At 59.8% G+C, this 23,960-nt stretch carries 21 protein-coding genes; 8 read left to right on the top strand and 13 right to left on the bottom strand.

Annotated features, from left to right (window positions below):
* Positions 1–44 precede the first annotated feature (44 nt).
* The 3 genes from J7447_RS17950 to J7447_RS17940 all read right to left on the bottom strand — a co-directional run bounded on the left by J7447_RS17950 (position 45) and on the right by J7447_RS17940 (position 2,763).
* A complete protein-coding gene (locus J7447_RS17950) occupies positions 45–905 on the bottom strand; it encodes a LysR family transcriptional regulator (protein ID WP_055657346.1) in 861 nt (286 codons plus the stop codon).
* Positions 906–1,362: 457 nt separating this feature from the next.
* Positions 1,363–1,851, bottom strand: a complete 489-nt coding sequence (locus tag J7447_RS17945) for a DUF4440 domain-containing protein (RefSeq protein WP_145903640.1) — start codon at positions 1,849–1,851, stop codon at positions 1,363–1,365.
* A gap of 93 nt (positions 1,852–1,944) precedes the next feature.
* The gene (locus J7447_RS17940; RefSeq protein WP_209170487.1) at positions 1,945–2,763 is read right to left on the bottom strand and encodes an RNA polymerase sigma factor; all 819 of its coding nucleotides are present in this window, start codon (positions 2,761–2,763) and stop codon (positions 1,945–1,947) included.
* 167 nt (positions 2,764–2,930) lie between these two features.
* Between J7447_RS17940 and J7447_RS17935 the strand changes: the two genes are divergently transcribed.
* Both J7447_RS17935 and J7447_RS17930 read left to right on the top strand, forming a co-directional pair.
* Positions 2,931–3,290 (top strand): MmcQ/YjbR family DNA-binding protein, encoded by a 360-nt coding sequence (locus tag J7447_RS17935; protein ID WP_168686457.1) that lies wholly within the window; start codon positions 2,931–2,933, stop codon positions 3,288–3,290.
* A complete protein-coding gene (locus J7447_RS17930; protein ID WP_209170486.1) occupies positions 3,280–4,467 on the top strand; it encodes an MFS transporter in 1,188 nt (395 codons plus the stop codon). Before J7447_RS17935 ends, J7447_RS17930 begins: the two co-directional genes overlap by 11 nt.
* Positions 4,468–4,474: 7 nt before the next feature.
* Here the strand turns inward: J7447_RS17930 and J7447_RS17925 are convergent, their stop codons facing one another.
* The 6 genes from J7447_RS17925 to J7447_RS17900 form a co-directional block, all read right to left on the bottom strand.
* The gene (locus J7447_RS17925) at positions 4,475–5,611 is read right to left on the bottom strand and encodes a DNA alkylation repair protein (protein ID WP_209170485.1); all 1,137 of its coding nucleotides are present in this window, start codon (positions 5,609–5,611) and stop codon (positions 4,475–4,477) included.
* A 199-nt stretch (positions 5,612–5,810) separates the two neighbouring features.
* Positions 5,811–6,887, bottom strand: a complete 1,077-nt coding sequence (locus J7447_RS17920) for a sn-glycerol-3-phosphate import ATP-binding protein UgpC (RefSeq protein WP_022999631.1) — start codon at positions 6,885–6,887, stop codon at positions 5,811–5,813.
* Positions 6,888–6,900: 13 nt separating this feature from the next.
* Positions 6,901–7,743, bottom strand: coding sequence for a sn-glycerol-3-phosphate ABC transporter permease UgpE (ugpE, locus tag J7447_RS17915; protein WP_022999630.1), 843 nt, complete (start codon positions 7,741–7,743; stop codon positions 6,901–6,903).
* A gap of 11 nt (positions 7,744–7,754) precedes the next feature.
* Entirely contained in the window at positions 7,755–8,636 is an 882-nt protein-coding gene (locus J7447_RS17910; protein ID WP_055657334.1) for an ABC transporter permease subunit, read from the bottom strand.
* 270 nt (positions 8,637–8,906) lie between these two features.
* The gene (locus tag J7447_RS17905) at positions 8,907–10,217 is read right to left on the bottom strand and encodes an extracellular solute-binding protein (RefSeq protein ID WP_031268865.1); all 1,311 of its coding nucleotides are present in this window, start codon (positions 10,215–10,217) and stop codon (positions 8,907–8,909) included.
* A gap of 508 nt (positions 10,218–10,725) precedes the next feature.
* Positions 10,726–11,418, bottom strand: coding sequence for a hypothetical protein (locus J7447_RS17900; protein ID WP_209170484.1), 693 nt, complete (start codon positions 11,416–11,418; stop codon positions 10,726–10,728).
* Between the two features lie 150 nt (positions 11,419–11,568).
* Here J7447_RS17900 and J7447_RS17895 point away from each other — a divergent pair, with 150 nt between their 5' ends.
* The 3 genes from J7447_RS17895 to J7447_RS17885 all read left to right on the top strand — a co-directional run bounded on the left by J7447_RS17895 (position 11,569) and on the right by J7447_RS17885 (position 17,351).
* The gene (locus J7447_RS17895) at positions 11,569–12,165 is read left to right on the top strand and encodes a hypothetical protein (RefSeq protein ID WP_209170483.1); all 597 of its coding nucleotides are present in this window, start codon (positions 11,569–11,571) and stop codon (positions 12,163–12,165) included.
* Entirely contained in the window at positions 12,119–13,585 is a 1,467-nt protein-coding gene (locus J7447_RS17890; protein ID WP_209170482.1) for a DNA polymerase Y family protein, read from the top strand. The genes J7447_RS17895 and J7447_RS17890 overlap by 47 nt, the downstream gene beginning before the upstream one ends.
* Positions 13,586–13,961: 376 nt before the next feature.
* Positions 13,962–17,351: an error-prone DNA polymerase gene (locus tag J7447_RS17885; protein ID WP_353653799.1), complete on the top strand. Its 3,390-nt coding sequence runs from the start codon at positions 13,962–13,964 to the stop codon at positions 17,349–17,351.
* 207 nt (positions 17,352–17,558) lie between these two features.
* Here J7447_RS17885 and J7447_RS17880 read toward each other — a convergent pair whose 3' ends face one another.
* From J7447_RS17880 to J7447_RS17870, 3 genes are all read right to left on the bottom strand, one after another.
* Positions 17,559–18,569, bottom strand: a complete 1,011-nt coding sequence (locus tag J7447_RS17880; protein WP_209170481.1) for a hypothetical protein — start codon at positions 18,567–18,569, stop codon at positions 17,559–17,561.
* Between the two features lie 200 nt (positions 18,570–18,769).
* Positions 18,770–19,396 carry a hypothetical protein gene (locus J7447_RS17875; protein ID WP_209170480.1) on the bottom strand — a complete coding sequence of 209 codons (627 nt, stop codon included), beginning with the start codon at positions 19,394–19,396 and terminating at the stop codon, positions 18,770–18,772.
* A gap of 852 nt (positions 19,397–20,248) precedes the next feature.
* Positions 20,249–20,620 (bottom strand): hypothetical protein, encoded by a 372-nt coding sequence (locus tag J7447_RS17870; protein WP_209170479.1) that lies wholly within the window; start codon positions 20,618–20,620, stop codon positions 20,249–20,251.
* Between the two features lie 322 nt (positions 20,621–20,942).
* Here J7447_RS17870 and J7447_RS17865 point away from each other — a divergent pair, with 322 nt between their 5' ends.
* Together J7447_RS17865 and J7447_RS17860 are read left to right on the top strand one after the other, a co-directional pair.
* Positions 20,943–21,941, top strand: coding sequence for an aldo/keto reductase (locus J7447_RS17865; protein WP_209170478.1), 999 nt, complete (start codon positions 20,943–20,945; stop codon positions 21,939–21,941).
* A gap of 1 nt (position 21,942) precedes the next feature.
* A complete protein-coding gene (locus tag J7447_RS17860; protein WP_286189245.1) occupies positions 21,943–22,662 on the top strand; it encodes a spermidine synthase in 720 nt (239 codons plus the stop codon).
* Positions 22,663–22,673: 11 nt separating this feature from the next.
* On the opposite strand, the gene J7447_RS17855 is transcribed toward J7447_RS17860, so the two are convergent.
* Positions 22,674–23,381, bottom strand: a complete 708-nt coding sequence (locus tag J7447_RS17855; protein ID WP_209170477.1) for a YafY family protein — start codon at positions 23,379–23,381, stop codon at positions 22,674–22,676.
* Positions 23,382–23,562: 181 nt separating this feature from the next.
* Here J7447_RS17855 and J7447_RS17850 point away from each other — a divergent pair, with 181 nt between their 5' ends.
* On the top strand, positions 23,563–23,958 hold the full coding sequence (locus tag J7447_RS17850; protein ID WP_209170476.1) for a VOC family protein: 396 nt from the start codon (positions 23,563–23,565) through the stop codon (positions 23,956–23,958).
* Positions 23,959–23,960 lie beyond the last annotated feature (2 nt).

Genomic DNA, 23,960 nt, shown 5'->3' with positions numbered 1-23,960 from the left:
GCCAGGCTTTCACCCATTTTTGCTTTCACTGTTCTGTGAATTATTCAGGAGAACGAAGACAAAATCGGGTTTTGTTTCAAGAACTTCGTCAGAGCGGATACGGCCTGGCGAACTGTTGGTTCATGACGCTCGTCCTGATGCATGACCAGCCACCGCTCGGTTTCCATGGTGTCGAACGGGCCTTCGATGCGCATCAGATCGGGATAGGCATCGCCGACAAAGGTCGGCAACAGCATGCGGGCATTGCCTTTTCGTACGAGTGAAAGAGCAAGCGAGGCCTTGTTGACGGTGATTACCGCATCAGTGCCATGGTTCTCCTTCAACCAGAGGCCCGTCGGCGAATGGGCATCGTCTTCCACCAGCCCGACCCAACCAAGCTCCGCACCCTTTGCAACCTTTGCAGCCTGATAGGCGGCATATTGGACCTTTCCAACCTTCTGTCCTGCCAACCAGGCCTGTTTGGGCCGGCTGTTGCGGATACCGATATCGATCTGCCGGCGGGCTATGTCCCGGTTTCTGAGATCCGCAAGGATTTCCGGCAGCCAGCCGGCGTCAGGGGTCCAGAAGGACGACAGGTTGTCGATGAGCAGCCGCGCGGTCCAGTCACCCGCCGATATCCGGATCCTCCGGCGCAGGCCTTCTCCTTCTTTCCACGCATCGATGCTGCGGGCAGTCTGGTCCATGTCTTCCAGGTAGCGTAGGAGATCATGTGCGGCAGCGGTCAGCTGGTAACCTCGCGCCTCGCGCTCCACGAGGCGAACGTCGAGGCTTTTCTCCAGAGCGGCAACCCGGCGACCGAGCGTTGCGGAACTGACGCCGGTCTTGTCAGCCGCTCCGGCAAGGCCGCCTGCTTTCGCGACAGCCAGGAACAGTCGAAGATCTTCCCAATCGATATTTCGTTTCATTTTTGAAATCTCGTTTTCAATTAGAAAACATGGGAATAGGCGCGTCTCGTGAGACTATCTGCAAATACCTCTTCAACAAAATCAAAATTGAAGGGAGCAGCAGATGCTCATTCCCTATTCCTTGCCATTGCGAAAAAAACACTGCGTGAGCCGCCTGCCCGCCTGGGACGATCCAGTCAGATCACTCTATCCGCATCATGCGGAATTCTGGCCGCAGCAGATCCCGGAACATGTCCGGCTGCTCAAACTCGGAAAGAGGCTGGCCCGTAAACGACGCCGGCTGGCCGTGATGAGATTCCTGAGGATGTGCCTTGGTCATCCCCACAAACGGAAGAGGCCCCGGAGTATCTCCGAGGCCCCTTGCGGCGACCCGCCTGGCAAGCGCGCAACAGATCGCGGTTGCGCAGGCCAGGCCCGTGTCACCGTTTCTCCGGCAGTACCGGCTACCTGACGCGGCTCAGTTCGCGACCGGGATCAGGCGGCTGCCATAAGGATTGTCGATCACCATCTTCCAGCTGCCATCGGGCTGCCGCCGCAACACGGCGATGGAAAGGCCTTCGCCGGCCACCGGTTTTCCTTCCGGATCGGTGCCGGTCATCGTCCAGGGCGCAATGTGGACAGCAAGATCGCCTTCCACGATCACTTCGTGGCCGGAATAGGTGAATTTCGGCGAAACGGAGCGGAACTGGTGAAACAGTTCGCGCGCCAGGGTGCTGTCGGACACCGGGTTTCCGGGCTCGAACGCAATGCTCTGGCTTGGTTCATAGGTCTGCATCACCGTATCGATGTCTCCCTTTTCAAAGGAGGTCGTCATTTTTTCGATAAGGGTGATGACGTTCTGTTGTTCCGGGCTCATGTCTTTCGTTCCTTCTGCGAGGCTGGGTTGGGAAAAGGTGACGACGGCAACGGTGGCTGCCATGGCTGCGAGGTGTTTCAACTGGGTCACGGAGGTCTTCCTTTCGATCGGCAAGGCGGTGCCAGTCCCGCCCGTTGCCGGGCTGGTTGATGCATTTTGCGATTACTGGCGGGTCTGGTTGCGTCAGTGGCCGGGGGACAGGATCTCGGTCAGCTGAACGCGGATGTCTTCAGGGCAACGTTGCCGGGGAACCGCATTCTGAAGTTCAAAGGCCTTCAGACCTTCGATCACCGATCCGACCTGCCGCCGGGCGTCGTGATAGGTTTGCGCCCCTCCGGCGGAATTGGGATAGGATCCGGGTTGAATTCGGCCGGAAGCGACGGCTGCAGGAAGCCGCTTCGGACAAATGCATTTCGCCTTTGCCGAAACGATGCCGCAGTGGCGCGAGGTAAACGCCATCACTTCTTCCCGCGCCCGCGACAACCGCTTGCGGTAGGCCGCAGGAGCAATTTCCAGAATGCTGGAAGCTTCGCCGTGTTCCAGTTCCAGGATATCGCCCAGCACATAGGCCAGTCTCAGGTCCATGGTCAGACAAAGCAGCATGGCCATGGTGCAGGAAATCCTGAGTTCATTCAGCAGAAGCACATCGTCCGGCGCCTTGGGCGGCTCTGACACCAGGCCGTCTTCCAGATCGGCGGCAAAGGCATCGAATGTCAGTCCGAGATCCCGGTCGCGAACCTTCTTGGCGCTCACCAGGTAGCGAACGGCCACGCGGTAAACCCAGGTCGAAAACCGGCTCTCGCCCTTGAAGGTTGAAAGTTTGGTCAGGATCAGGATGAGAATTTCCTGCGTCGCCTCGCGCGCATCTTCCGGATTGACCAGAATGCGGCGGGCCAGATGATGGATCTGGTCCTGTACGCCCTCCAGAACCCGTTCCAGAGCAATCCTGTCACCTTCCTGGGCCGCCTGGACCGTTTCCGTTTTTACGCTGATTGCCGTCATGTCGTGTTCCGTCTCTTGGTGTCTCGTAATGTTAGAGAGCGCGGGGCTGGAATGTGTGACACGTTTTTTTCATTGCGATGCAGCTTGCGTGATTCAGCTGGAAAAGCCACTCTGCCGCTCCTGCCGACGGACCCCGTTTCCGGTCCCACGACTTTACGAGCACGCCAATGACCCGCGACGACTTTGACGCCTTCTGCAAAAAGCTTCCGGCAACCACGCATGTTATCCAATGGGGCAATGCATCGGTCTGGAAGGTTGGCGGCAAGATCTTCGCCATCTGCTCTGGTTGGGGGGAAGGCGATTTTCCACGGTTCAGCTTCAAATGCTCCGATATTTCCTATTCCCTGCTCACTCAGCAGGAAGGAATGATCCCCGCGCCTTATCTTGCCCGTGCCAAATGGGTGCAGATGGAAGAAGAAGGCGCGCTGTCCGATGCGGACCTGAAGGCCTATATCGAAGCCGCGCACAAGATCATCGCGGCCAAGCTGACCAGGAAGCAGCAGAAGGAACTGGGTCTTGCCGGGTGAGATGGCGGGCAAATGGCGATCACTCGGCCTGCTGATGCTGGCGGAGATCGCCGCCATGAGCCTGTGGTTCATGTCCGCAGCGATCCTGCCCGATCTGACCCGTGAATTTCCCATATCCGACTTTGCCCAGGCCGCTCTCTCCAGCGCCGTCCAAATTGGCTTCGTGTTCGGCGCCGTCGCGTCGGCCTTTCTTGGCCTCGCCGACAGGATCGACCCTCGGCGGTTCTTCGCTTTCAGCGCGATCACCGCTGCCCTGTTCAACGCAAGCCTGCTGGTGGTCGAGCCGGGTGGGCTGACCTCTATCCTTGCGCGTTTTGCAACCGGCGTCCTGCTGGCTGGCGTCTATCCGGTCGGCATGAAGATCGCCGTCGGCTGGGGCCAGAAGGATCGCGGGTTTCTGGTCGGTACGCTTGTCGGCGCGCTCACCTTCGGGTCCGCCGCCCCTCATCTTCTGGCCTTGCTTGGTGGCACCGACTGGCGCTGGAGCCTGAGCGTTGCCTCACTTGCGTCCGCTGCAGGTGGCGTGCTGTGCCTTTTTGCCGGCCTCGGGCCGTTTCATGCCAAGGCGCCCCGCATGAAGATGAAGGCCATCTTCACCGCGTGGACAAACCCAAAGATCCGCTATGCCTATGCAGGCTATCTCGGCCACATGTGGGAGCTTTACGCCATGTGGGCCTGGATCGGCGTTGCCCTTGCCGTTTCCTTCTCGGCCCATATGCCTGCAGAAACCGCGATCCCGCTGTCTCGCCTGATCGCGTTTCTGACCATTGCAGCGGGTGGTGCTGCCTGCGTTGTCGCGGGGATCATGGCCGACCGCATCGGCAAGGCGAACATCGCGATTGCCGCCATGGTCATCAGTGGCACCGCCGCGCTCGCCTCGGCCCTCACCTTCGGCGGCCCCGTCTGGCTGACAATCCTGTGCGTCCTCATCTGGGGTGCCTCCATCCTGCCGGATTCGGCCCAGTTCTCTGCCCTTGTCGCCGACTACGCTCCGCCCGACCAGGCCGGCAGCCTGATGAGCTTCCAGACCGCCCTCGGCTTCGCGCTGACTTTCTTCACGGTGCAACTGACACCGCTTGGCGCTGAGCTGATCGGCTGGCCCGGCGTGTTTGTCCTGATGGCCATCGGCCCGGCGCTCGGAATTTTGGGGATGCTCAGGCTTAAGCGGCTTTCCTGAACCGCGATCAGTTCATTGCCGTCGGAATTTCCAGCTCGAACTCGGAAAATCCGAAATCCTGACCGTTGATCCTGAGGCTGACCGCCTGTGTGCCTCCGTAATAGACCCGCGTTGTGATCGGCCGGATGGCGTGGCTGCGGGACAGGGTCAGCCGTTCCCCCGGAGCCAGTGTCAGCTTGGTCCATTTGAACACCTTGGGCGCCAGCGTGCCGTTGGCCTTCTTGAAATGGATCAGGTAGTCGATCACCAGATCCTGCGTTTTACTGCTGGTCGAAACCAGCTCGATGTTGAAGCCGACGGCGTCTCCATAAGCAACCTCGGCCGTCAGGACCTGCGGGCCTTCGACCCGGATCTCCGGCGGATTGAGCCCGAAGGCTTCCAGTGTTGCCGTGTGGCCCTGCTTGATCAGCGACCGGCAGGCGTGACGTACGAGTTTTTCACGGTTCCTGTCCGCCCCCTTCAGCCAACGTTTCGCGATATCGGCCACCAGTTCAGGATGGTCCTTGGCGATATCATTGAGGTGATTGGCTACGGACCGGCGAACATAGTCCTCCGGGTCGTCCTTCAGGGCTTCCAGAAGCGGCAGAGTGGGTGTGGGGTCTGCAACCAGAGCCTGGAGCCGCATGCCCCACGGCAGGCGCGGCCGGGTTCCTTCGGAAACCAGCCGGCGGACATGGACGCTTTCGTCCTTCACCCAGGGCGCCATGATGGCGAGTGCCTGGTCCTGGTCCCTGGCCAGGAAGGGGCGCACGTCGAATTCGGCCGTCGCCCGCTTGGTCATTTCCTTCAGCAGCACGAACGAAGCCTCGAAATCCTCCAGGCCACTTGCCGCGACGACCATGCCGAGCGGCATCATGCCCCAACCTCGGATACCCTGCTCGTCGCTGCCCCTGTCGAAGGCGACCTCCGTCATCGGATGGAGCATGGCCTGCAGGATGGAAAAGCGGGCAGGCAGCTCCCGTGGCAGATGATGATCCAGATGCCTCGCGATCAGGGCGGCACGCTGCTTGAGTTCCAGGCGGTCCAGCTCTTCCAGGATATCCGCTTCAAAGCCCAACCGGTCAAAACCGGCATGATGTTGCGCGACATGGCCGCCGATGCAGCGCACCAGATCCGGTGAAATGTTGTTCTTGAAGGGTTCCAAAGGTTTCTCCCTGAAGCGGTTTTCGAGGTGTTTGCCAGAGCTTCCGAAGGAGTTCCAGACATCTCCTGCCGCTCTCCTGACAAGCACCGTCAGGAGGATGTTCGAATGGCCAAAAACAAAAAAGCCACCCCGGTTGCCCGGGGTGGCTCTGTCCTGGTCCGGCGGCCCTCGTTAAACCGCCTCGCCTGACGTTTCCTGATCAGTCGATCCGCCGTCCGGTTTCAGCGTCGAAGTAGTGAACGTTTTCCGGAGCCGCCCGCAGATAAAGCTTCTCGCCCGGCTCATGACGGGCATGGCTCGACACGCGAACCAGGATCTCGTCGCCGCCATCGGCAAAGCTCGAATAGAGATAGCTTTCCGCGCCGACCGGCTCGAGCACGTTGACGCTGGCTTCCAGATGAAGGCCTTCGCCTTCACCGGGTGCAGTCACCACTTCGAGATGCTCCGGCCGAATACCGATGGTGTAGGCATCACGGCCCTTTGCATTGGCCCCCTTGAGGCCGGTGCCGGTTGCAAGAGCAAGACCGTTCCCATCCGCCTTGACCTTCAGCAGGTTCATGGCCGGCGAACCGATGAAGCTGGCCACAAAAGTGGAGGCCGGCTTGTCGTAGACATCGATCGGCGCACCGATCTGCTCAATGTTGCCGCCGTTCAGAACCACGAGCCGGTCTGCCAGTGTCATCGCTTCCAGCTGGTCGTGGGTGACGTAGACGCTGGTGGTGCCGAGCGAGCGCTGCAGGCGCTTGATCTCGACGCGCATCTGCACACGCAGCTTGGCATCAAGGTTGGACAGCGGTTCATCGAAGAGAAAGGCCGCCGGTTCGCGCACGATGGCTCGGCCCATGGCAACGCGCTGGCGCTGGCCGCCGGAAAGTGCGCGCGGCTTGCGCTCCAGGTAGTCGCCGATTTCCAGGATGCGCGCGGCTTCCTTGACCCGGCGATCGATCTCGTCCTTGGCCATGCCGCGGTTTTTGAGGCCGTAGGCAAGGTTGTTGTAGACCGACATGTGCGGATAGAGCGCGTAGTTCTGGAACACCATCGCGATGTCGCGATCCGCCGGATCGACGTTGTTGACGACGCGGTCGCCGATCTTGATGTCGCCGGTGGTGATTTCCTCAAGGCCTGCCATCATGCGCAGCAGTGTGGACTTGCCGCAGCCGGACGGACCGACCAGGACGATGAATTCACCGTCCGCGATGTCGATGGAAACGCCTTTGACCGCTTCCACACTGCCGCCGTAGACCTTGCGGACCTTGTCGAGAGTTATCGTTGCCATTTATCTAAAAACCTCACTTGTCGCTCTCGACGAGCCCTTTGACGAACCAGCTCTGGAAAATCACCACGATGAGCACCGGCGGCACGATGGCGAGGATCGCCAGTGCCATGGCCTCGTTGAAGTCCGGGATCTGGGCTCCGACCCAGACCTGCAGGATCTGCTTGATGCCGCGAACCAGGGTAAACAGGCTCTCGTCGGTGGTGATCAGCGTCGGCCAGAGGTACTGGTTCCAGCCATAGACGAACATGATGATGAAGATTGCCGCGATCATGGTCTGCGACAGCGGTACCAGGATGTCCTTGAAGAACTTCCAGGGACCGGCCCCGTCGATGCGGGCGGCTTCCAGAAGTTCGTCCGGTACCGACATGAAGAACTGCCGGAAGAAGAAGGTGCCGGTTGCCGAAGCGATGAGCGGCACGATCAAGCCTGAATAGGTGTTCACCATGCCGAGGGACTGGACGATTTCGTAAGACGGCAAAATGCGCACTTCCAGCGGCAGCAGGAGCGTTGCGAAGATCACCCAGAAGCAGAGAGTTGCCATCGGAAAGCGGAAATAGACGATGGCATAGGCCGCAAGCATGGAGATGACGATCTTGCCGATGGCAAAGCCAAGGCCGAGGATCATCGAGTTCTTAAGCATGACGAAGCCGTCGACTTCCTTGGTGAAGCCACCGGCCTCGAACAGGACCGTCTGATAGTTCTCGAAGAACTTGCCACCCGGCGTGAACTGGATGCCTTCCTTGTAGATGGTAATCGCATCATGGGTGCTGGTCAGAAACGCCAGCACGACCGGAGTGACCATGAAGAAGACGCCGAGAAGAAGAATGACGTGATCCGAGATCTGCAGTTTTTTCATCGTCGCCTCCCTTATGTGTAGTGCACGCGCCGCTCGATCAGGCGGAACTGGATGATTGTCAGGATGAACACCATCAGCATCAGGATCACGGACTGGGCCGAGGACCCGCCGAGGTCGTTGCCGCGGAAGCCGTCAAGGTAGACCTTGTAAACCAGGGTCACCGGGTTGTTGCCGGGCTCGTTCTTCACGATGACGTCGATGATGCCGAACGTGTCGAAGAAGGCGTAGGTGATGTTGATGATCAGCAGGAAGAAGCCGGTGGGTGCCAGCAGCGGGAAGGTAACGGTCCAGAAACGCCGGAACCCGGACCGGCAGTCGATGCTGGCGGCTTCCTGAACGGATTTGGAAATGCCCTGCAGTCCGGACAGGAAGAAGATGAAATTCACCGGGATCTGCTTCCAGACGGCAGTGACGATCATGGCGAAGCTGGTGTCGAAATAGCTTACGCCGATCTGCATCTTCCAGCCGAACAGGGCGAACAAGTCAACGATGGGGCCGACATGCTGGTCGAACAGAAGCACGCCGATCAGGCCGGCGACGGGCGGCGCAACCGCATAGACCCACATCAGCAGGGTCTTGTAGGAAGACGCACCGCGCAGAACCTTGTCTGCCTTGACCGCCAGCAGAAGAGCAAGCCCGAGCGACAGGAACGTTACGAAGAAGGTGAAGACCGCCGTGAACCGCGCCACCCGGCCGTAGTCGGTCGAGGTGATCATGTCCTTGAAATTATCGAGCCCGACGTAGGTCGAGCCGAAACCGAACGGATCTTCGAGATAGAAGGAGGACTGGATCGCTTGCGCGGCCGGCCACAGGAAGAAAACCGTCACGATGCCGAGCTGCGGCAGAAGCAGCAGGTAAGGCAGCCACGGAGACTGAAACTGGACTTTTTTCATTATTTCGTTTCTCGACCACCGGGAACGATTGGCGCCGGCCTCCCCTTGTGGGACGACCTGCCCGAAACATCAGGCATTGGATCTAATGCCGGAGGCTTCATTCATTTCGCTGCGGATCGACATCCGACCACCCAGACCCCTCTGGCTGAATGTCGGTCGATCCGGGCCATAAACGCATGATATTCGGCTGAATTGGTATGCGTATACAGCCACGCTCAAAGGTCGATAGGGGCGCAAGGCGCCCCTATCGGTCTGGCGACTAAGTCGAGCTTAGTTGCTGGTGGTCTTGGCGAAACGCTCAAGGAGCTTGTCGCCGTCGGCCTTGATGGTCGCGAATGCGTCGTCGACGCTGGTCTCACCGGAGAAAACCTTGCCGAGTTCGCGGTTCATGACGTCGCGGATCTGGACGTAGAAGCCCATGCGGTAGCCCTTGGTCCACTCGCCGCCTTCCAGGGAAAGCTGCTGGATGCCGACTTCAGCTGCCGGAGTGCGCTCGTAGTGGCCGTCCTTCTTGGCCAGCTCATAGGCAGCTTCGGTGACCGGCACGTAACCGGTTTCCTTGTGCCACATGTACTGGACTTCCGGAGAGGTCAGGTATTCGAAGAACGATGCAACGCAGTTGTTTTCTTCGGCCGGCTTGCCGGACATTGCAAACAGAGCCGCGCCACCGATGAAGGAAGCCTTGTTGGCGCCTTCAACTGCTTCCCAGTAAGGCAGGTAGGTTGCGGAGAACGGGAAGTCGACCGTGTCGGCGATGCCGCCGAAGGACCCGGAAGAACCGATCCACAGAGCCACTTTGCCTTCGTTGAACGGGGTCTGGTTGTCACCCCAGCCGGTGCCGTAGTAGCCGAACAGACCTTCGTCGAGCCACTTCTTGGCAGCCTTGAAGTGGTTCTTGATCGGCTCGCCGAAGACCAGCTCGGTGCCTTCTGCGCCGTCGTAACCGTTGTTGTTGGTTGCGAACTGCAGGTTATGACGGGACTTGAAGTTCTCGACGAATTCCCACGGCAGGTGCGACTGAACGAGCGGCACGTAACCGGCTTCCTTCAGCTTCGGAGCAATTGCTTCGAACTCTTCGTAGGTCTTCGGAGCTTCGACACCGGCCTTCTTCATCGCATCGTCGTTGATGTAGAGGATCGGAGCGGAGGAGTTGAACGGCATGCCGATCATCTTGCCGTTGCTGTCGGCATAGAAATAACGGACACCGGCGATGTAATCTTCGATGTTGAACTCGGCACCGCTCTCGTTGAGCAGGTCTTCAACCGGAACGACAGCACCCTTGGCACCGATGATGGTGGCGGCGCCAGCGTCGAACACCTGCAGGATGTTCGGCTGTTCGCCAGCGCGGAACGCTGCGATACCGGCGGTCAGGGTTTCTTCGTAGGTGCCCTTGAATACCGGCGTGATCTGGCAGGCGTCCTGGGATCCGTTGTAGCCGTTGGAAATTTCGACAACCACTTCGCCGAGCTTGCCGCCCATGGCGTGCCACCAGGTGATGTCAGTGGCCGCATAAGAAGCGGAGGACGTGCCCAGGAGGGCGGCCGCAGCCACGAGGCTGGCGACGGTCTTGCGATAAGCCATGTTCATTTGCTCCCATCTAGCAGGGCGTCTTTGCCCCGGTCAGCAGTTGGTTCTCTCTCGGTGCCGAAATGGCTTCATCGGCACCCGAAACGATAACGCCTGCGTTTCGTATTGTTTTCATATGAACGTTATATGACGCTCATATGAACATTAAAAGACGCCTTGACCGCGTCCGCAAGAGGGAACGCAGGAAATTTGAAGAATCCCGACCCTTGATGGGATCCAGGGCTGCATTTCCGGCGGAAGCCAAGTTCTCGTCCGACAGTAAAAGCGTGCCTCCGGAGACGGCTCCACCCTTGCCGCAATCCCGGCTAATGCTGGACTTTTTGCAGAATTTAGTTGGCTCATATGAAACTGTTCAGTCGTTCATATGAACTCTTGGTGACATTCACCGGCCTGTGGAAAGTGCAGATTTTTTCAATCGCCTGCAGGCCCGAAGCCGGAGCTGCGGACCCGGCAAGGCACTTTGCGGGTGCTTGTCAGATACCTTTATGATGCTTTTGGCGCCTCAGGCGTCCTGTCCGAAGATCCGGCGTTTCGTGCTTTCGGAAGAATGCAGGATCTTGTTGTGGAGATAATGCTTGGCCCGCTTCTCCAGAAACCGGACGGCGTATTCCAGCTTGCCCTTGAGGCTCCGCCGGGGCTTCGGCCCTGGTGTCAGGTGTTTGTGGATCCGCCCCTCGTCGCAGAGCTGCTGGACCCACTGCTTTTCCGCATCCCAGTCGTGGGTGTGCTGCTTGCCCTGATGGGTGAAGCCGAAGAGGTGAATTTCGGCGTCCGGCAGAACATCCAGGAATTCGGCGATGATGGACGCACCCGATGTCGGGTTGCTGCGGTCGAACGGATCGAATCTCTTCAGGTGTTCCCGCGCCTTGTTCGTTGGGCCGAACCCGAGATAACGCGGCTTGCATTCGCGCGCGAACAGCCAGTCGACCTCGCCGTTCTCCTTTATGTCGTTCACCCAGACTTCCGGCGCGCGTTCCAGGGCAAGCGGGTTGATCCGCTTCGACATATAGACCCGGGCCCGGTTGAGCATCAGAACGTCGATCCGCTGGCCCGCAACCCCGAGGGCCGGCGCACTGTTGAAGCGCAGCACCAGGTCCGCCTTGTCGATTTCCGGCGCATCGGCCTCGGAAATCGGTCCGTTGCCGACGATGGAAATCGTCCTGATCTTCCGGCCGTCCAGAAGGCTGCTGGTCATTGGTGCTTTCCTGCCTGTTGTGCCGGGCGTATAGCAACCCGGCTCGTGCCCGGCAACGGCTGTTTGGAATGGATACTGACCGTATCCGGTTCCGCAAACAGCTTCCATGAGTTAGGCTTTGCTCAACCGATTGCTACAGACGATCCTTGCATGTCCTTGAAATTCTCCTCCGTCTTTCCGTTGAAACACGCCCGCGCGCACGAAGTGTGCGGCGACAGCGCGTTGAGCTTTGCCGCGATCGCCGCCGGAATGGCCAAGGGGGCCGTCGTGTGGATTTCGGAAGACTGGCGCCCGACGGTGAACCCGGAAGGCCTTGCGGCCTACTGCGATCCGGGCCGGCTGCTTCTGACCCGCGCCGGCAACCAGCTGACTGCTCTGGCAAGTGCGGAAACCGCGCTCAGGTCCGGCGCGGCCGGGCTGGTGGTGGCTGAACTTTCCGGCACCGTCGGACTGACGGAAGGCCGCCGGCTGCAGCTGGCGGCCGAGGCCGGACGCACCACGGCCATCCTGCTGATCCCGGAAGGCGCGGGCAGCAATGCGGCCGAAACCCGCTGGCGCAGCACCTGTCTTCCGGCTCAATCCGGCCCGTCTTCCGGTCTTGCACCGGAGCCTCGTCAAAATGGTCACGACTCGACTCATTGGCGCTGGTCGCTTATAAAGAACAAAATAGGAACATTATCGGAATGGGTAGTACGTTGGGATGCAGCGGCGCATCGTGTCATTGTGGTTTCCGAGGCTGGCGGCTGAGCGCTCCCTGCGTGCCCGGCCCGTCGACGCACCCTTTGCGCTGAGCCTCTTCGACCGCAATTCCGAACGCCTTTACGACCTGTGCCCGCGTGCCGAAAGCTTCGGTCTCAACCGCGGCATGACGCTGGTTCACGCGCGCAGCTTCTGCCCCGGTCTGCTGACCCGCCCGGCGGACCCGGCCGCCGACCAGCGTTTCCTGAGGCTGCTGGCCCGGTGGGCGACCCGTTACTGCCCATGGGTCGGCCTTGACGGGCGCAACGGCCTCTTTCTCGATATCACCGGCTCGGCTCACCTGCTTGGCGGCGAGGAACCGCTGCTGGACGATATCCGCGCCCGGCTGGCCCGGGCGGGGCTGACCGCCCGGCTCGGCCTTGCCGATACCCCGGGAACGGCCTGGGCGCTGTCCCGGTTTGCCGAAGGCATTGCCGGGACCGGCGAGACCCTTGCCCGCATCGGCCCGCTGCCCTTGTCGGCCCTGCGGCTGTCCGACCAGACCTGCACCAGTCTGGAACGGCTCGGCATCGCCACGGTTTCGCAGCTCTACAATCTGCCGCGCGCCACTGTTGCCCGGCGGTACGAGCCCGACGTGCTGCGCCGCCTCGACCAGGCGCTGGGGGCACTGCCCGAGCAGATTTCCCCCCTTGGCGAGGAGCCGGGCTTTGCCGTGCGCATGACCCTGCCCGACCCGATCGGCCTTCTGGACGATGTCATGGCCGCCGCACGCCGGCTGACCGCGCATCTGTGCCAGCGGCTCGACACCGCGCAGAAGGGCGCCCGCAGCCTGAAGCTGACCTTTCGCCGGGTCGATCAGGAAAACCAGGCGGTGGAACTGAAGCTCGCCCGGCCGATGCGCGATCCGGAACGGGTCCTGGCCCTGTTCGAGCGCGGGGTCAGCGCGGTCGATGCGGGCTATGGCATCGACATGATCCGCCTGGAGGCAACCGAGGTGGAACCGCTCGGCATGCGCCAGCTGGACCGCACCGAGGGCCTGGAGAAAGACGGGTTAGATGATCTCATCACCCAGCTCGGCAACCGGGTGGGCCTCGACAACATCCTGCGGTTCCAGCCGGTCGACAGCCACATTCCCGAGCGCAGCTTCAAGCTGGTGCCGGCCGCCTACAGCCGTCCGGCGCAAGCCTGGCCCGCCAACCGGCCGCGGCCGATCCGCCTGTTCGCGCCCGAGCCGATTTCCGGCACCGGCTTCGAACCGCCCCGGCGCTTCCGCTGGCGCGGCCGGGCCCTGACCGTGTTCGAGGCCGAGGGGCCGGAACGGATCACCCCCGCCTGGTGGGACCTGGACGACAGCTGGGCCAAGGGCCTGCGCGACTACTGGCGCATCGCCACCCACCAGGGCCAGCGCCTGTGGCTGTTCCACACGCCCCAGCACCCGGCCTGGTTCGTGCAAGGGGAGTTCGGCTGATGGGCTTCCGCAGTTTGCGCCCCGCCTCTATCGCCTTTCCGGTCCTGGGCTCCCCGATCCTGGGCTCGCAGATCCTGGGCTCCCCGGTCCCGGATCTCCGCTGCGCTGCGTCCGGGATGACGGCGGAGAGGACGGTTGTTGTTCCGGCTCTCCCCGCCCCTTGCCCGGTGCCCTCCCGGACGGGCATCGCGAGATCCGGGGTGCACTCATTTGTAGAGCGGTGCCGTCAGGGACTTCCGGTGCCAGCAAGGCAAGCGGACCGGCGGTTGAGACCCGGCTTTGCGCTTTTGCTTCGCCAGGACGGCACGCGGGGACACGGGGATCCCGCGCATCTGTCCTGCAAGGACAGCTTTGGAAAGAACAGGGAGGCCTGCCGGTGAGCGTGCTTCCGTCGCCTGACGATTTCCGGCCCGAGCCGGTCCGCTATGCGGAGCTGGCCGTGACGTCGAATTTTTCGTTCCTGCGGGGGGCCTCCCATCCGGAGGAGCTGGTGACCCGTGCCGCGATGCTCAATCTCGATGCGGTTGCCATTACCGACCGCAATTCGCTGGCCGGGGTTGTCCGGGCCTATTCGGCGCTGAAGGAGATCAAGCGGGCGGCGGCCGAGGAAGGCGTTCAGATCCGCTCGCATTCGCAGATCGACACCTCCTCCCGCAAGGAGACGAACACGAGCCCGCCCCTGCCTGCCCCGCAGACGCTGAAGCTGCCGCGGCTGATCGTCGGCGCGCGGCTTTGCCTGCAGGACAGCCCGCTGCACTGGGTGGCGCTGCCGACCGACCGCGCCGCCTATGAGCGGCTGAGCCAGTTGCTTACCCTCGGCAAGCGGCGTGCGGAAAAGGGCGAGTGTCACCTGAATTTCACCGACCTGATGAACGCCTGCAAGGGCATGATCCTGATTGCCCTGCCGCAGCCGGAGATGGCGCGCGAGACAATTTGTGAGACGGCTAAGGATCACATTCGCCGCCTGCGCCAGGAAGCGCCGGGGCATGTCTTTCTGGGCGCGGCACCCCGCTATGACGGCACCGACCAGGCCTGGTTCCGCACCTGCGCCCGCGCGGCGCATTCGCTTGCCGCGCCGATGGTCGCCGTCGGCGATGTGATGATGCACCATGCCGGCCGGCGCCGGCTGGCCGATGTGCTGACGTGCCTGCGCGAAGGCTGCACCATCGACGATATCGGCACACGGGCCCTGCCCAATGGCGAACGCCGGCTGAAGGCGCCGGAGGACATGGCCAGGCTGTTCCGCCACCATCCGGCAGCCCTGCGCCGGACGCTTGAGATCGCCACCCGCTGCAGCTTCGATCTTTCCGAACTCTCCTACCAATATCCGGACGAGATCACGGGCAACGAACCGCCCCAGGAGCGGCTGGAACGGCTGACCTACGAGGGGCTGGAGAGGCGGTATCCCGCGGGCGTGCCGGACCATGCGCTGGCGCTGGCGGAAAAGGAACTGAAGCTGATCCGCAAACTTGCCTTCGCCGCCTATTTCCTGACCGTGCATGACATCATCCGCTTTGCCCGCAGCAAGAACATCCTGTGCCAGGGGCGCGGCTCGGCGGCCAATTCCATTATCTGCTATGCGCTCGGCATCACCGATGTGGGGCCGGAAACCATCACCATGGTGTCGGAGCGCTTCATCTCCGAGCACCGGGGCGAGCCGCCGGACATCGACGTCGATTTCGAGCATGAGCGCCGCGAGGAGGTGATCCAGTATGTCTATGAAAAATACGGCCGCCACCGCGCCGGGCTCTGCGCCACGGTGATCCACTTCCGCACCCGCGCGGCGATCCGCGAGGTCGGCAAGGTGATGGGCCTGAATGCGGATGTGACCGCCGCGCTGGCCGGGCAGATCTGGGGCAGTTCCAGCAAGGGGCCGGAAGAAACGCGGATGAAGGAGATCGGGCTTGATCTCGACAATCCGCGCGTCCGCCAGACCATCGAGCTGATCCGCGAAATCATCGGCTTTCCGCGCCATCTCAGTCAGCATGTCGGCGGGTTCGTGATCACGCAGGGGCGGCTCGACGCGCTCTGCCCGATCGAGAACGCGGCCATGGAAAACCGCACGGTGATCGAATGGGACAAGGACGATATCGACGCGCTCGGCATCCTGAAGGTGGATCTGCTGAGCCTCGGCATGCTGACCTGCATCCGCAAGTGCTTCGAGCTGATCGACACCCATCATGGCCAGGAACTGACACTCGGCACCGTGCCCCAGGCCGACAGGAAGACCTATGACATGCTGTGCGTGGCCGATGCCATCGGCGTCTTTCAGGTGGAAAGCCGGGCGCAGATGAACTTCCTGCCGCGCATGCGCCCGCGCCAGTTCTACGACCTCGTCATCGAGGTGGCGATCGTGCGCCCCGGCCCGATCCAGGGCGGCATGGTGCACCCTTACATCAACCGCCGCCAGGGCCGGGAGAAGGTCACCTTCCCCTCAAAGGCGCTGGAGGAGGTGCTGGGCAAGACGCTTGGCGTGCCGCTGTTCCAGGAACAGGCGATGCAGATTGCCGTGGTCGCCGCCGGGTTCACACCGTCGGAAGCCGACAAGCTGCGCCGCTCCATGGCCACCTTCCGGCGCATGGGCACCATCGGGCAGCTGAAGGACAAGTTCATCTCCGGCATGCTGGAGCGCGGCTACGAGCTGGAATTCGCCCAGAACTGCTTCGGCCAGATCGAGGGGTTCGGCGAATACGGCTTTCCGGAAAGCCATGCCGCCGCCTTTGCCATGCTGGCCTATGTCTCGGCCTATCTGAAATGCCACTTCCCGGCCGAGTTCGCCTGCGCGCTGCTGAACGCCCAGCCGATGGGCTTTTATGCCCCGGCGCAGATCGTGCGCGATGCCCGCGAACACCAGGTGGAGGTGCGCCCCGTGTGCGTCAACACCAGCCTGTGGGACAACACCCTGGAGCGGCGCAGCGACGGCGCGCTGGCACTGCGCCTGGGGTTTCGCCAGATCAAGGGTCTGCGCGAGGAGGACGCGGCCTGGATCGTCGCGGCCCGCGGCAACGGCTATCCGGACACGGAAACCCTGTGGCTGCGCACCGGCGTCATGCCGGCCACGCTGGAGCGGCTGGCCGAAGCCGATGCCTTTGCCGGCATGGGGCTGAGCCGCCGGGCGGCGCTGTGGCAGGTGAAGACCATCCGCAGCCCCAAACCGCTGCCGCTCTTCAACGACCCCATCGACGGCGAGGCGATCTTCGAGCCGGATGTCCTCCTGCCCACCATGCATCTGGGGCAGGAAGTGGTGGAGGATTACCTGTCCACCCGGCTGACCTTGCGCGCCCACCCGATGGAGCTGCTGCGCCCGCATATCCCGCATCTGACCCCGCATGACCGGCTGGCAGCGCTGACCCCGCGCGAGGCGCGCCGCGTTTCCGTCTGCGGACTGGTAATCACCCGCCAGCGCCCGGGCACGGCCTCGGGCGTGATCTTCCTGACGCTGGAGGACGAGACCGGCGTTTCCAACGTGGTCGTCTGGCCGAAGATGTACGAAAAATTCCGGCCCGCCGTTCTCGGCGGACGGCTGCTGAAGGTCACCGGCCGGCTGGAGCGCGAAGGCATGGTCGTTCACCTGATCGCCGACCACATCGAAGACCGCTCCCGCGACCTGTCGCTTCTCGGCCACCCCAACGACGACGTTCTGGGCCAGACGACCACCAAGACCGACGACGTGCCGGTGCATCTGAAATCAGACGCACAACGCACCCGGGCCATGCACCCGCGCGAACAGGCCAAGCGCCTGTTCCCGAGCCGGGATTTTCATTGAGGGGTGGTGCGTGAGATGGGTGGGGAGTGGACATTTGCTGCGCTTTGAACTGGCAGTAGCAGAGCGGAGGAAACTGCCATTAGCTATGCTAGCTTCAACGGCTGCTTTTAGATGTGGGGCCAAAACAGTCGTTGACGCACAAAATCATGCTAAAATTACGGTCGACCATGACACAAAAAGAAACATGTTCGCTCTTTCGAGCCCAAGTTAGAACAACTTCAAGAACTCCAAGATGGCCTTGGCCCATTTGTTCGCGCTGTCGGAAACCTTCAGCCAGTCAACACGCCTAATACTGTTTTCTGTTTCGTCTCTAATAGATTGAGGAATCGCGTCGGGTCTGTTGCTACCGTCTAGGTCGATGAACTCTTGAAACGCGTCAATGTATGCTCGTACTGCCCTCACGTCGGCTGTGGCCATGTTCGGATCATTAATGGATCGAATGTGGCTTGAAAGCTTGGTGGTAACGGATTTGAGTTCACGAAGTTGATCGTAGAAATCTCCGTCACTTTCATCAAGCGCCGGGTTAGGGATTTGCTTTTTTGCGCTTTGCGAGAGCTCTCTTATTGCGGAGTTGAGCGGATCGAAGTGATCCGTTCGAGACACCGATCCCTTCTCAAAGCTGTCACGTCGATAGAAATGAAAATCAATTGGGGGGCCGACAGCGAGATTGTTAGCCGCAGTCAACTCCATGGACTTGATTAAAAGGTCATATGCTTCCGCTTCGTTCAAACTCTTTTCATAACGCGCAGTAATGATCGGCTTGCCATACTTGTGCTCACCGATAGCTAAGTACGGATTATGTTCGGACGCTTCGATGAAATTTCCTTCAGGGTAGATCAAAAATATTCTTGGCGGTCCACCTTGAACTTGACCGCCAAGTATTGCGGACACGAAGAAGGTACTACCTGGGTGATCTTCCTGTTCTGCTCGCTCCTTGATCGTTAATTTTATAATTTTACCGAGCGAATTTGCCACTCTAAACATCGACTGATGTTCGTCTGAGAAATTTTCTGTTGCAACGAGTTCGGAAAATCGCTCACGTACTTCTTGATGTGTGGCTAAGTTCCCTGCAGCCATGAGCGTCAGACAATAACTATCTGCTTCCTCCCAAACGTGCATTTTGCCGTGGATTGAGATGTTATCGATCCCCGCACTTGTGCGAGTATCGGACATGAAAGCTATGCCTTCGTCTACCACCATTCCTATTGCATAGGTCAAGAAAGCTCACCTTCATTTCAGCGCGGGTAGAAAAGAGTTATGCATATTTTTGTGGAGATAAAGTGCAACAATTCATCGATTTAACTTTGATTGATCTATCCGCTGCTGAGCAAGCGCCGCGCACTTATGGAGTGTAGCATCGCCTCTTGATAGGGGCAAAAGCGATGGTTTTTTGGCGCAAGCGAGGCATCGGTTGAAAGTTAGTTTGGTTGAAGCCACTTTTCAGTCACTTCCGAAACCGCTTGAACTAGTTCTGCTCGTTGAGCTTCACCATTTTCTTTAAGATCGTCTGTAAATCGCTTGACAGTGATTTGGAATAATTCCGGATTGGATACCCAAAGATATGACATGGAGTTCAAAAAATCCAATACACTACTTCTTACTTCATTGTCGTATGTGGATTTCAATTCATCTTCGCTGTTAATATTTTCTCTGGGAAGTAGTAATGCTGGGCTAGGGCTTAACTTTTCAATTTCGTTAACTTGTACTGGGTCATTTCTAGTGTAGTATTTTTCATGGCAATATTGCACTGAAAAATATTTTTTGCTTGGCGTAATTTTAAATTCAAATTTTCCATTTGCTCTTGATGTAGTATTAGCCAAGCGCTCATCATAATCTGGGCAACTCAGATTATTCGGGAGTTTATCCATTTTCCCCCAAGCTGAGACAACAACATTTTGAATGGAAGCTTTCGTCTGTGCGTCTCCGACCTCGCCGGAATGCAATGTTTCGGTTGACTGTGCCTTTGAAGCTTCAACAACGAAAGGCGATGGGCCAAGCACTAGCGCCAAAATCGCGATACAAGAAAAGCGGTGGAACCGAGCCATAGTAAAACTCCTATCAGAAAGCTTGCGGTTTTATAGGTCGAGGTCGTTTCGTTAGAAGCGATATGTATTCCGCTAGGATCCGTATGAATCTGTCGATATGAGACGAATGACGACTGACACTTAACTACAGCAATTTGAGGCCAGACAAATCGCGCTAACCGTATTTTGCCTTTTGCTGTGCTCCATGCATGTTGGTCGAATTGCAGAGATGGAAGTGAGTTCTTGTTCCCATCCTCGAAAATGCAGCCTTTCTGGTCTGCATTGGGAGCGTCAATTTGAACACTATTCACTAATTTAATGGGCGCGCGATAAATTACTTTGCTAATCTCTCCATTACTTATGGTAGGCGTTACTTCAAGCACATACCGATCGATATTCCATCGAGCAAGTCCATTAAACAACACAATCAAGGCTGCTAAGCAAAATATAGAACAGACCATTCGGAATTTACCGATGTAAGTCCTCGCGGGCTGAGTTGGAGGTCTTGCGGGAATGCGAACTTCTATCCAGCGCGCAAAGAATCTGGTCAATTCATAGACTAACAAAGCTCCCGCGATTGCGATAATTATAAAACGAATACCTAACGGAGCATTGGTGTAGTTCTCAAAGGAACCAGCTAATGCGGTGAGACTAGTCACAACCGTTAGTGCAATCAGGAATTTATCTACCATTAAAAAATGATAATCGAAATTTCAAGTTGTACAAAGGCATTTGCTCTCGGTTGCTTTAGCTAGGCTTCGGCGGGCTACACCACAGCAGCGTATCAGTGAGTGAATGCCCACTCTGGGCCGTTTGTGTCCACCAAGCACCAGCTAAAGGCAGCATTAGGCCGCCGCGCCGCCACCCGGTTCATTACGGAGCACATGGTTTGCTTCCGGGAATTGGGCCGAGCGCAATTTCTCCTGTCTGGGACACTTCGAATTCTAGTGCCATTGTCTGAGGGCTATTGCCGACGACGACGACGGTGTAGTCACCTTTTTCGAAGTTACTGCTGTCAAGTCCGGAAGCTGAAATCATGGCTTCCAAATCCGACAAAGACTTATCACGCAGGAATTGCTGTAAAAGCTTCTCGGAACTTTTCAGGGCATCAGCCTCTCGAGCCAGTTGGTCGCACCGGTAGGTGTGCGAAATGCCTTTGTCCAGTTGATCTGACCCTTCCGTGACAAGATACGTTATTCCCCCACCAAGCAGCACGCCCGCCAACACCAGTCCGAGTGCACGCATCAATCATCATCCTTCGTCTTCGAACTCAAACGCATTATCTCCACTGGAGATGCTTATCTGTCGCGCGTTGCAGTCACTCAACCGTCTTTAATTCTGCATCCTGCATAATTGGCCGCTTCGGTGAAAGCTGCGCAAAACAGGCGCTTTTCAGGTTGGTCCGGAAGTCGGCTCCGAACCAAAAGCAGAAGGCTGCCCTCTAAGTCCTCGCCGCGCCTAACCAGAAAACCAACACCCACTGAGCTGCCACTTCCACCCTTTCAGCGCCCGGGACAATGGCTTAAGAAAAGAACTCTTCAGCTTTTCCAGCGCATAGAGGGGACACATGGAACAACGCAGATTGGGCGCCAACGGGCCGGAAGTGGGTGCCATCGGCTATGGGGCGATGTCCTTCTCCGACATGTACGGGCCGACGAACGAAGCGGAAAGCCACGCCATTCTGAATGCCTGCCGCGATCTGGGTGTCACGCATCTGGACACGGCCAATGTCTACGGCATGGGCAAATCGGAAAGCGCCCTCGGCAGCTATCTGAAAGCCAATCCGGGTGCGCGGGACGAATTCGTGATCGCGACAAAGGCCACGATCACCACCGATGCGGACGGCAACCGCAGCTTCGACAATTCCGCGGAGCACCTTGAAGCCGAGCTGGACAAGTCTCTGCAGCGGCTTGGCGTGGAGTGCGTGGACCTGTTCTACGCCCATCGCCGCGACCCGCGCTTCACGCCGGAAGAAACGGCGGCCAATCTCGGCCGGCTGGTTGAAAAGGGCAAGACCCGCGCCATCGGCCTGTCGGAAATTGCACCGTCGACCCTGCGGCGGGCCATGAAGGTGTTTCCTGTCGCGGCCGTTCAATCGGAATATTCGCTTTCCACGCGCGCGCCAGACCTCGGGCTGGTGCAGGCCTGCGCCGAGCTTGGTGTTGCCATGGTGGCCTTTTCGCCCGTCGGCCGGTCACTGCTGACGGACCATCCGATCCCGCGCGAGCGGATCGCCGAGCTGCCGTTCCTCAGCACCAACCCGCGGTTCATGGAGCCGAACCTGACGGAGAACCTGCGCATCATGGAAGGCTTCCGCAAGCTTGCGGCGGAGATGGGCACGACGGCGGCGGGGCTGGCGAATGCCTGGCTGCTGACCCGCGGACCGCATGTGATCCCGATCCCGGGAACGCGCTCCGTGGAGCACCTGCGGGAATGCGTCTCGGGCGCGGCGCTAAACCTGACGGCAGCGGATCTGGAGCGTATTGAGGCTGTGCTGCCTGTCGGCTGGGCCCACGGCGACCGCTACTCGGACGTGCAAAGCATCGGGCCGGAGCGGTTTTGCTGAGATGAGCAGGCTGTTTGAAGAACTGGACTACGCGCCGACACCGATCGGCGCGATTTCCCTGCGCCGCCGGCATATCCTGGCGCTGAAGACCGACGTCTTCGAAATCCTCCTTGGCGAGGAACACCTGATGTCGAGTCTTTTTACCGCGTCGGAAATCGCGCTGGCGGACAAGGGGCTTGCGGCCCTCGACGGTGACAAGCTGGACGTGCTGGTGGGCGGACTTGGGCTTGGCTATACCGCGCAGGCCGTCCTGGCGCATGAGAGCGTTGCCGACCTTATCGTGGTTGACCTCCTGGCACCTGTCATTCGCTGGCATGAGGAAGGTCTCGTGCCGATGAAAACCGAGCTTGCCGACAACCCGCGCTGCCGGCTGGTGCAGGGCGATTTCTTCGCCATGGCGGCCTCGGAAGACGGTTTTGATAGAGACCAGCCCGGCCGCCAGTATGACGCTCTGCTGATCGACATCGACCACACGCCGGAACGGCTGTTGCATGGCGGGTCAAAAGGCTTTTACACGCCCGAGGGCCTGCGCGCCGTGCAGCGTTTCGTGAAGCCCGGCGGGATCGTCGGGCTGTGGTCGGATGAAGCCCCGGACGAGGCCATCACGGCCTTGCTTGGCCAGGCATTTGACGCGGCCTGGGCCGAACCGGTGGTGTTCGCAAATCCCTTACAGGACGGGCGCGAGGTGACCCAGGCCGTCTATCTGGGGCGCAAGGGGTGAGTTGCTTGCGCTCAGGCGCGCGGGAAATAGCTTTCCCGCTCGGCATCCATGGCTTTCCGCCAGCGGTCCTTTAAAGAGCCGCGGCTTTCCGGATAGCGTTGATCCAGCTCTTCGGCAAAGGTCATGCGGTCGGTTCGGAAATAGCGGAAGCCCTGGCGCAGCTCGCACCAGGCCGCAAGGATGCGGCCTTCGTCCCGGTAGCCCAGCAACACGGGCCAGACCACGCGCTTACTCTCCTTGCCATCGCCGTCGCGGTAGCCCAGCGACACCTTCCTGCCTTCCAGAATGGCCTGCCGCAGCATGGCCGCATCGACCTTGTCCTCTGATGCCGGGCTGACAGGCCGCACGCTCATCGCGGCTGCCGCAATGTGGCGGCGCAAGGGCCCGGGCGTGATGGCCTCTATCTTGGCGATCAGGTTCTCCGCAGCCCTGGCGAGCTCCGGCTCGGCGCGGGTGGAAACCCACAAGGCGCCCAGAACCGCGGCATCGATTTCCTCGGCCGTCAGCATCAGGGGCGGCATGTCGAAGCCCTCTTCCAGAACATAGCCGACACCGGCCTCGCCCCGGATCGGCACGCGCTGTGCCGTCAAGGTGGCGATGTCGCGATAGACCGAGCGCTTGGAAACCTCCAGCTCGTCCGCGATCGTCTGCGCCGACACCGGCTGGCGCACCCGGCGCAGGATCTGGATGATTTCAAACAGTCTGTCCGCGCGCCGCATGGCCCGTCTCCCCGGCACGATGCTGCCAACACGGTGTCAGCAGGGGGGCTTTATAGGACCCTGACACCAGAGTTGGAAGTGTCCGGAGACCATGACCCGAAACCTGACAAAACACCTTTTGACGATCCTTGCGATCCTTTTTCTGACAAGCGGAACCGCGCTTCACGCGCAGGAGACAGACATGACAAATTCACAAGCACCAGCCTTTCAACGACTTGGCGTCTATGTGCTGTCCAGCGACCTGAAACGCTCCAGGGAGTTCTATGGAGCCATCTTCGGCACAGCGCCAAAAGTGGAGACGGATGTCTTCATGGGCTTCGATGTGGCGGGGGGCCTCTTCGCCGTCATTTCAAAACAGACCTTCGCGCCGGATGCCAAGCTTGGCGGCAACGCTGTGCCCTATCTGAAGGTCGACGATATTGAGGCGGCCTTGCAGCATGTCGAGACAATCGCCCCCGATGCGCTAAAAGCGCCCGGCCTGATCAGCGAAGGGCCGATCAGCCTGTTCAAGTTCACCGATCCGGATGGCAACATCCTCGAGTATTATGCGCTTAACACGCCGATCGACGGGCTTTAGAA

The sequence above is a fragment of the Labrenzia sp. R5_0 genome (genome assembly GCF_017743835.1).
Classification (GTDB): Bacteria; Pseudomonadota; Alphaproteobacteria; order Rhizobiales; family Stappiaceae; genus Roseibium; species Roseibium algicola.
Note: the sequence above shows the minus strand (reverse complement) of the source record. Positions and strands in the feature narration are given on the sequence as shown.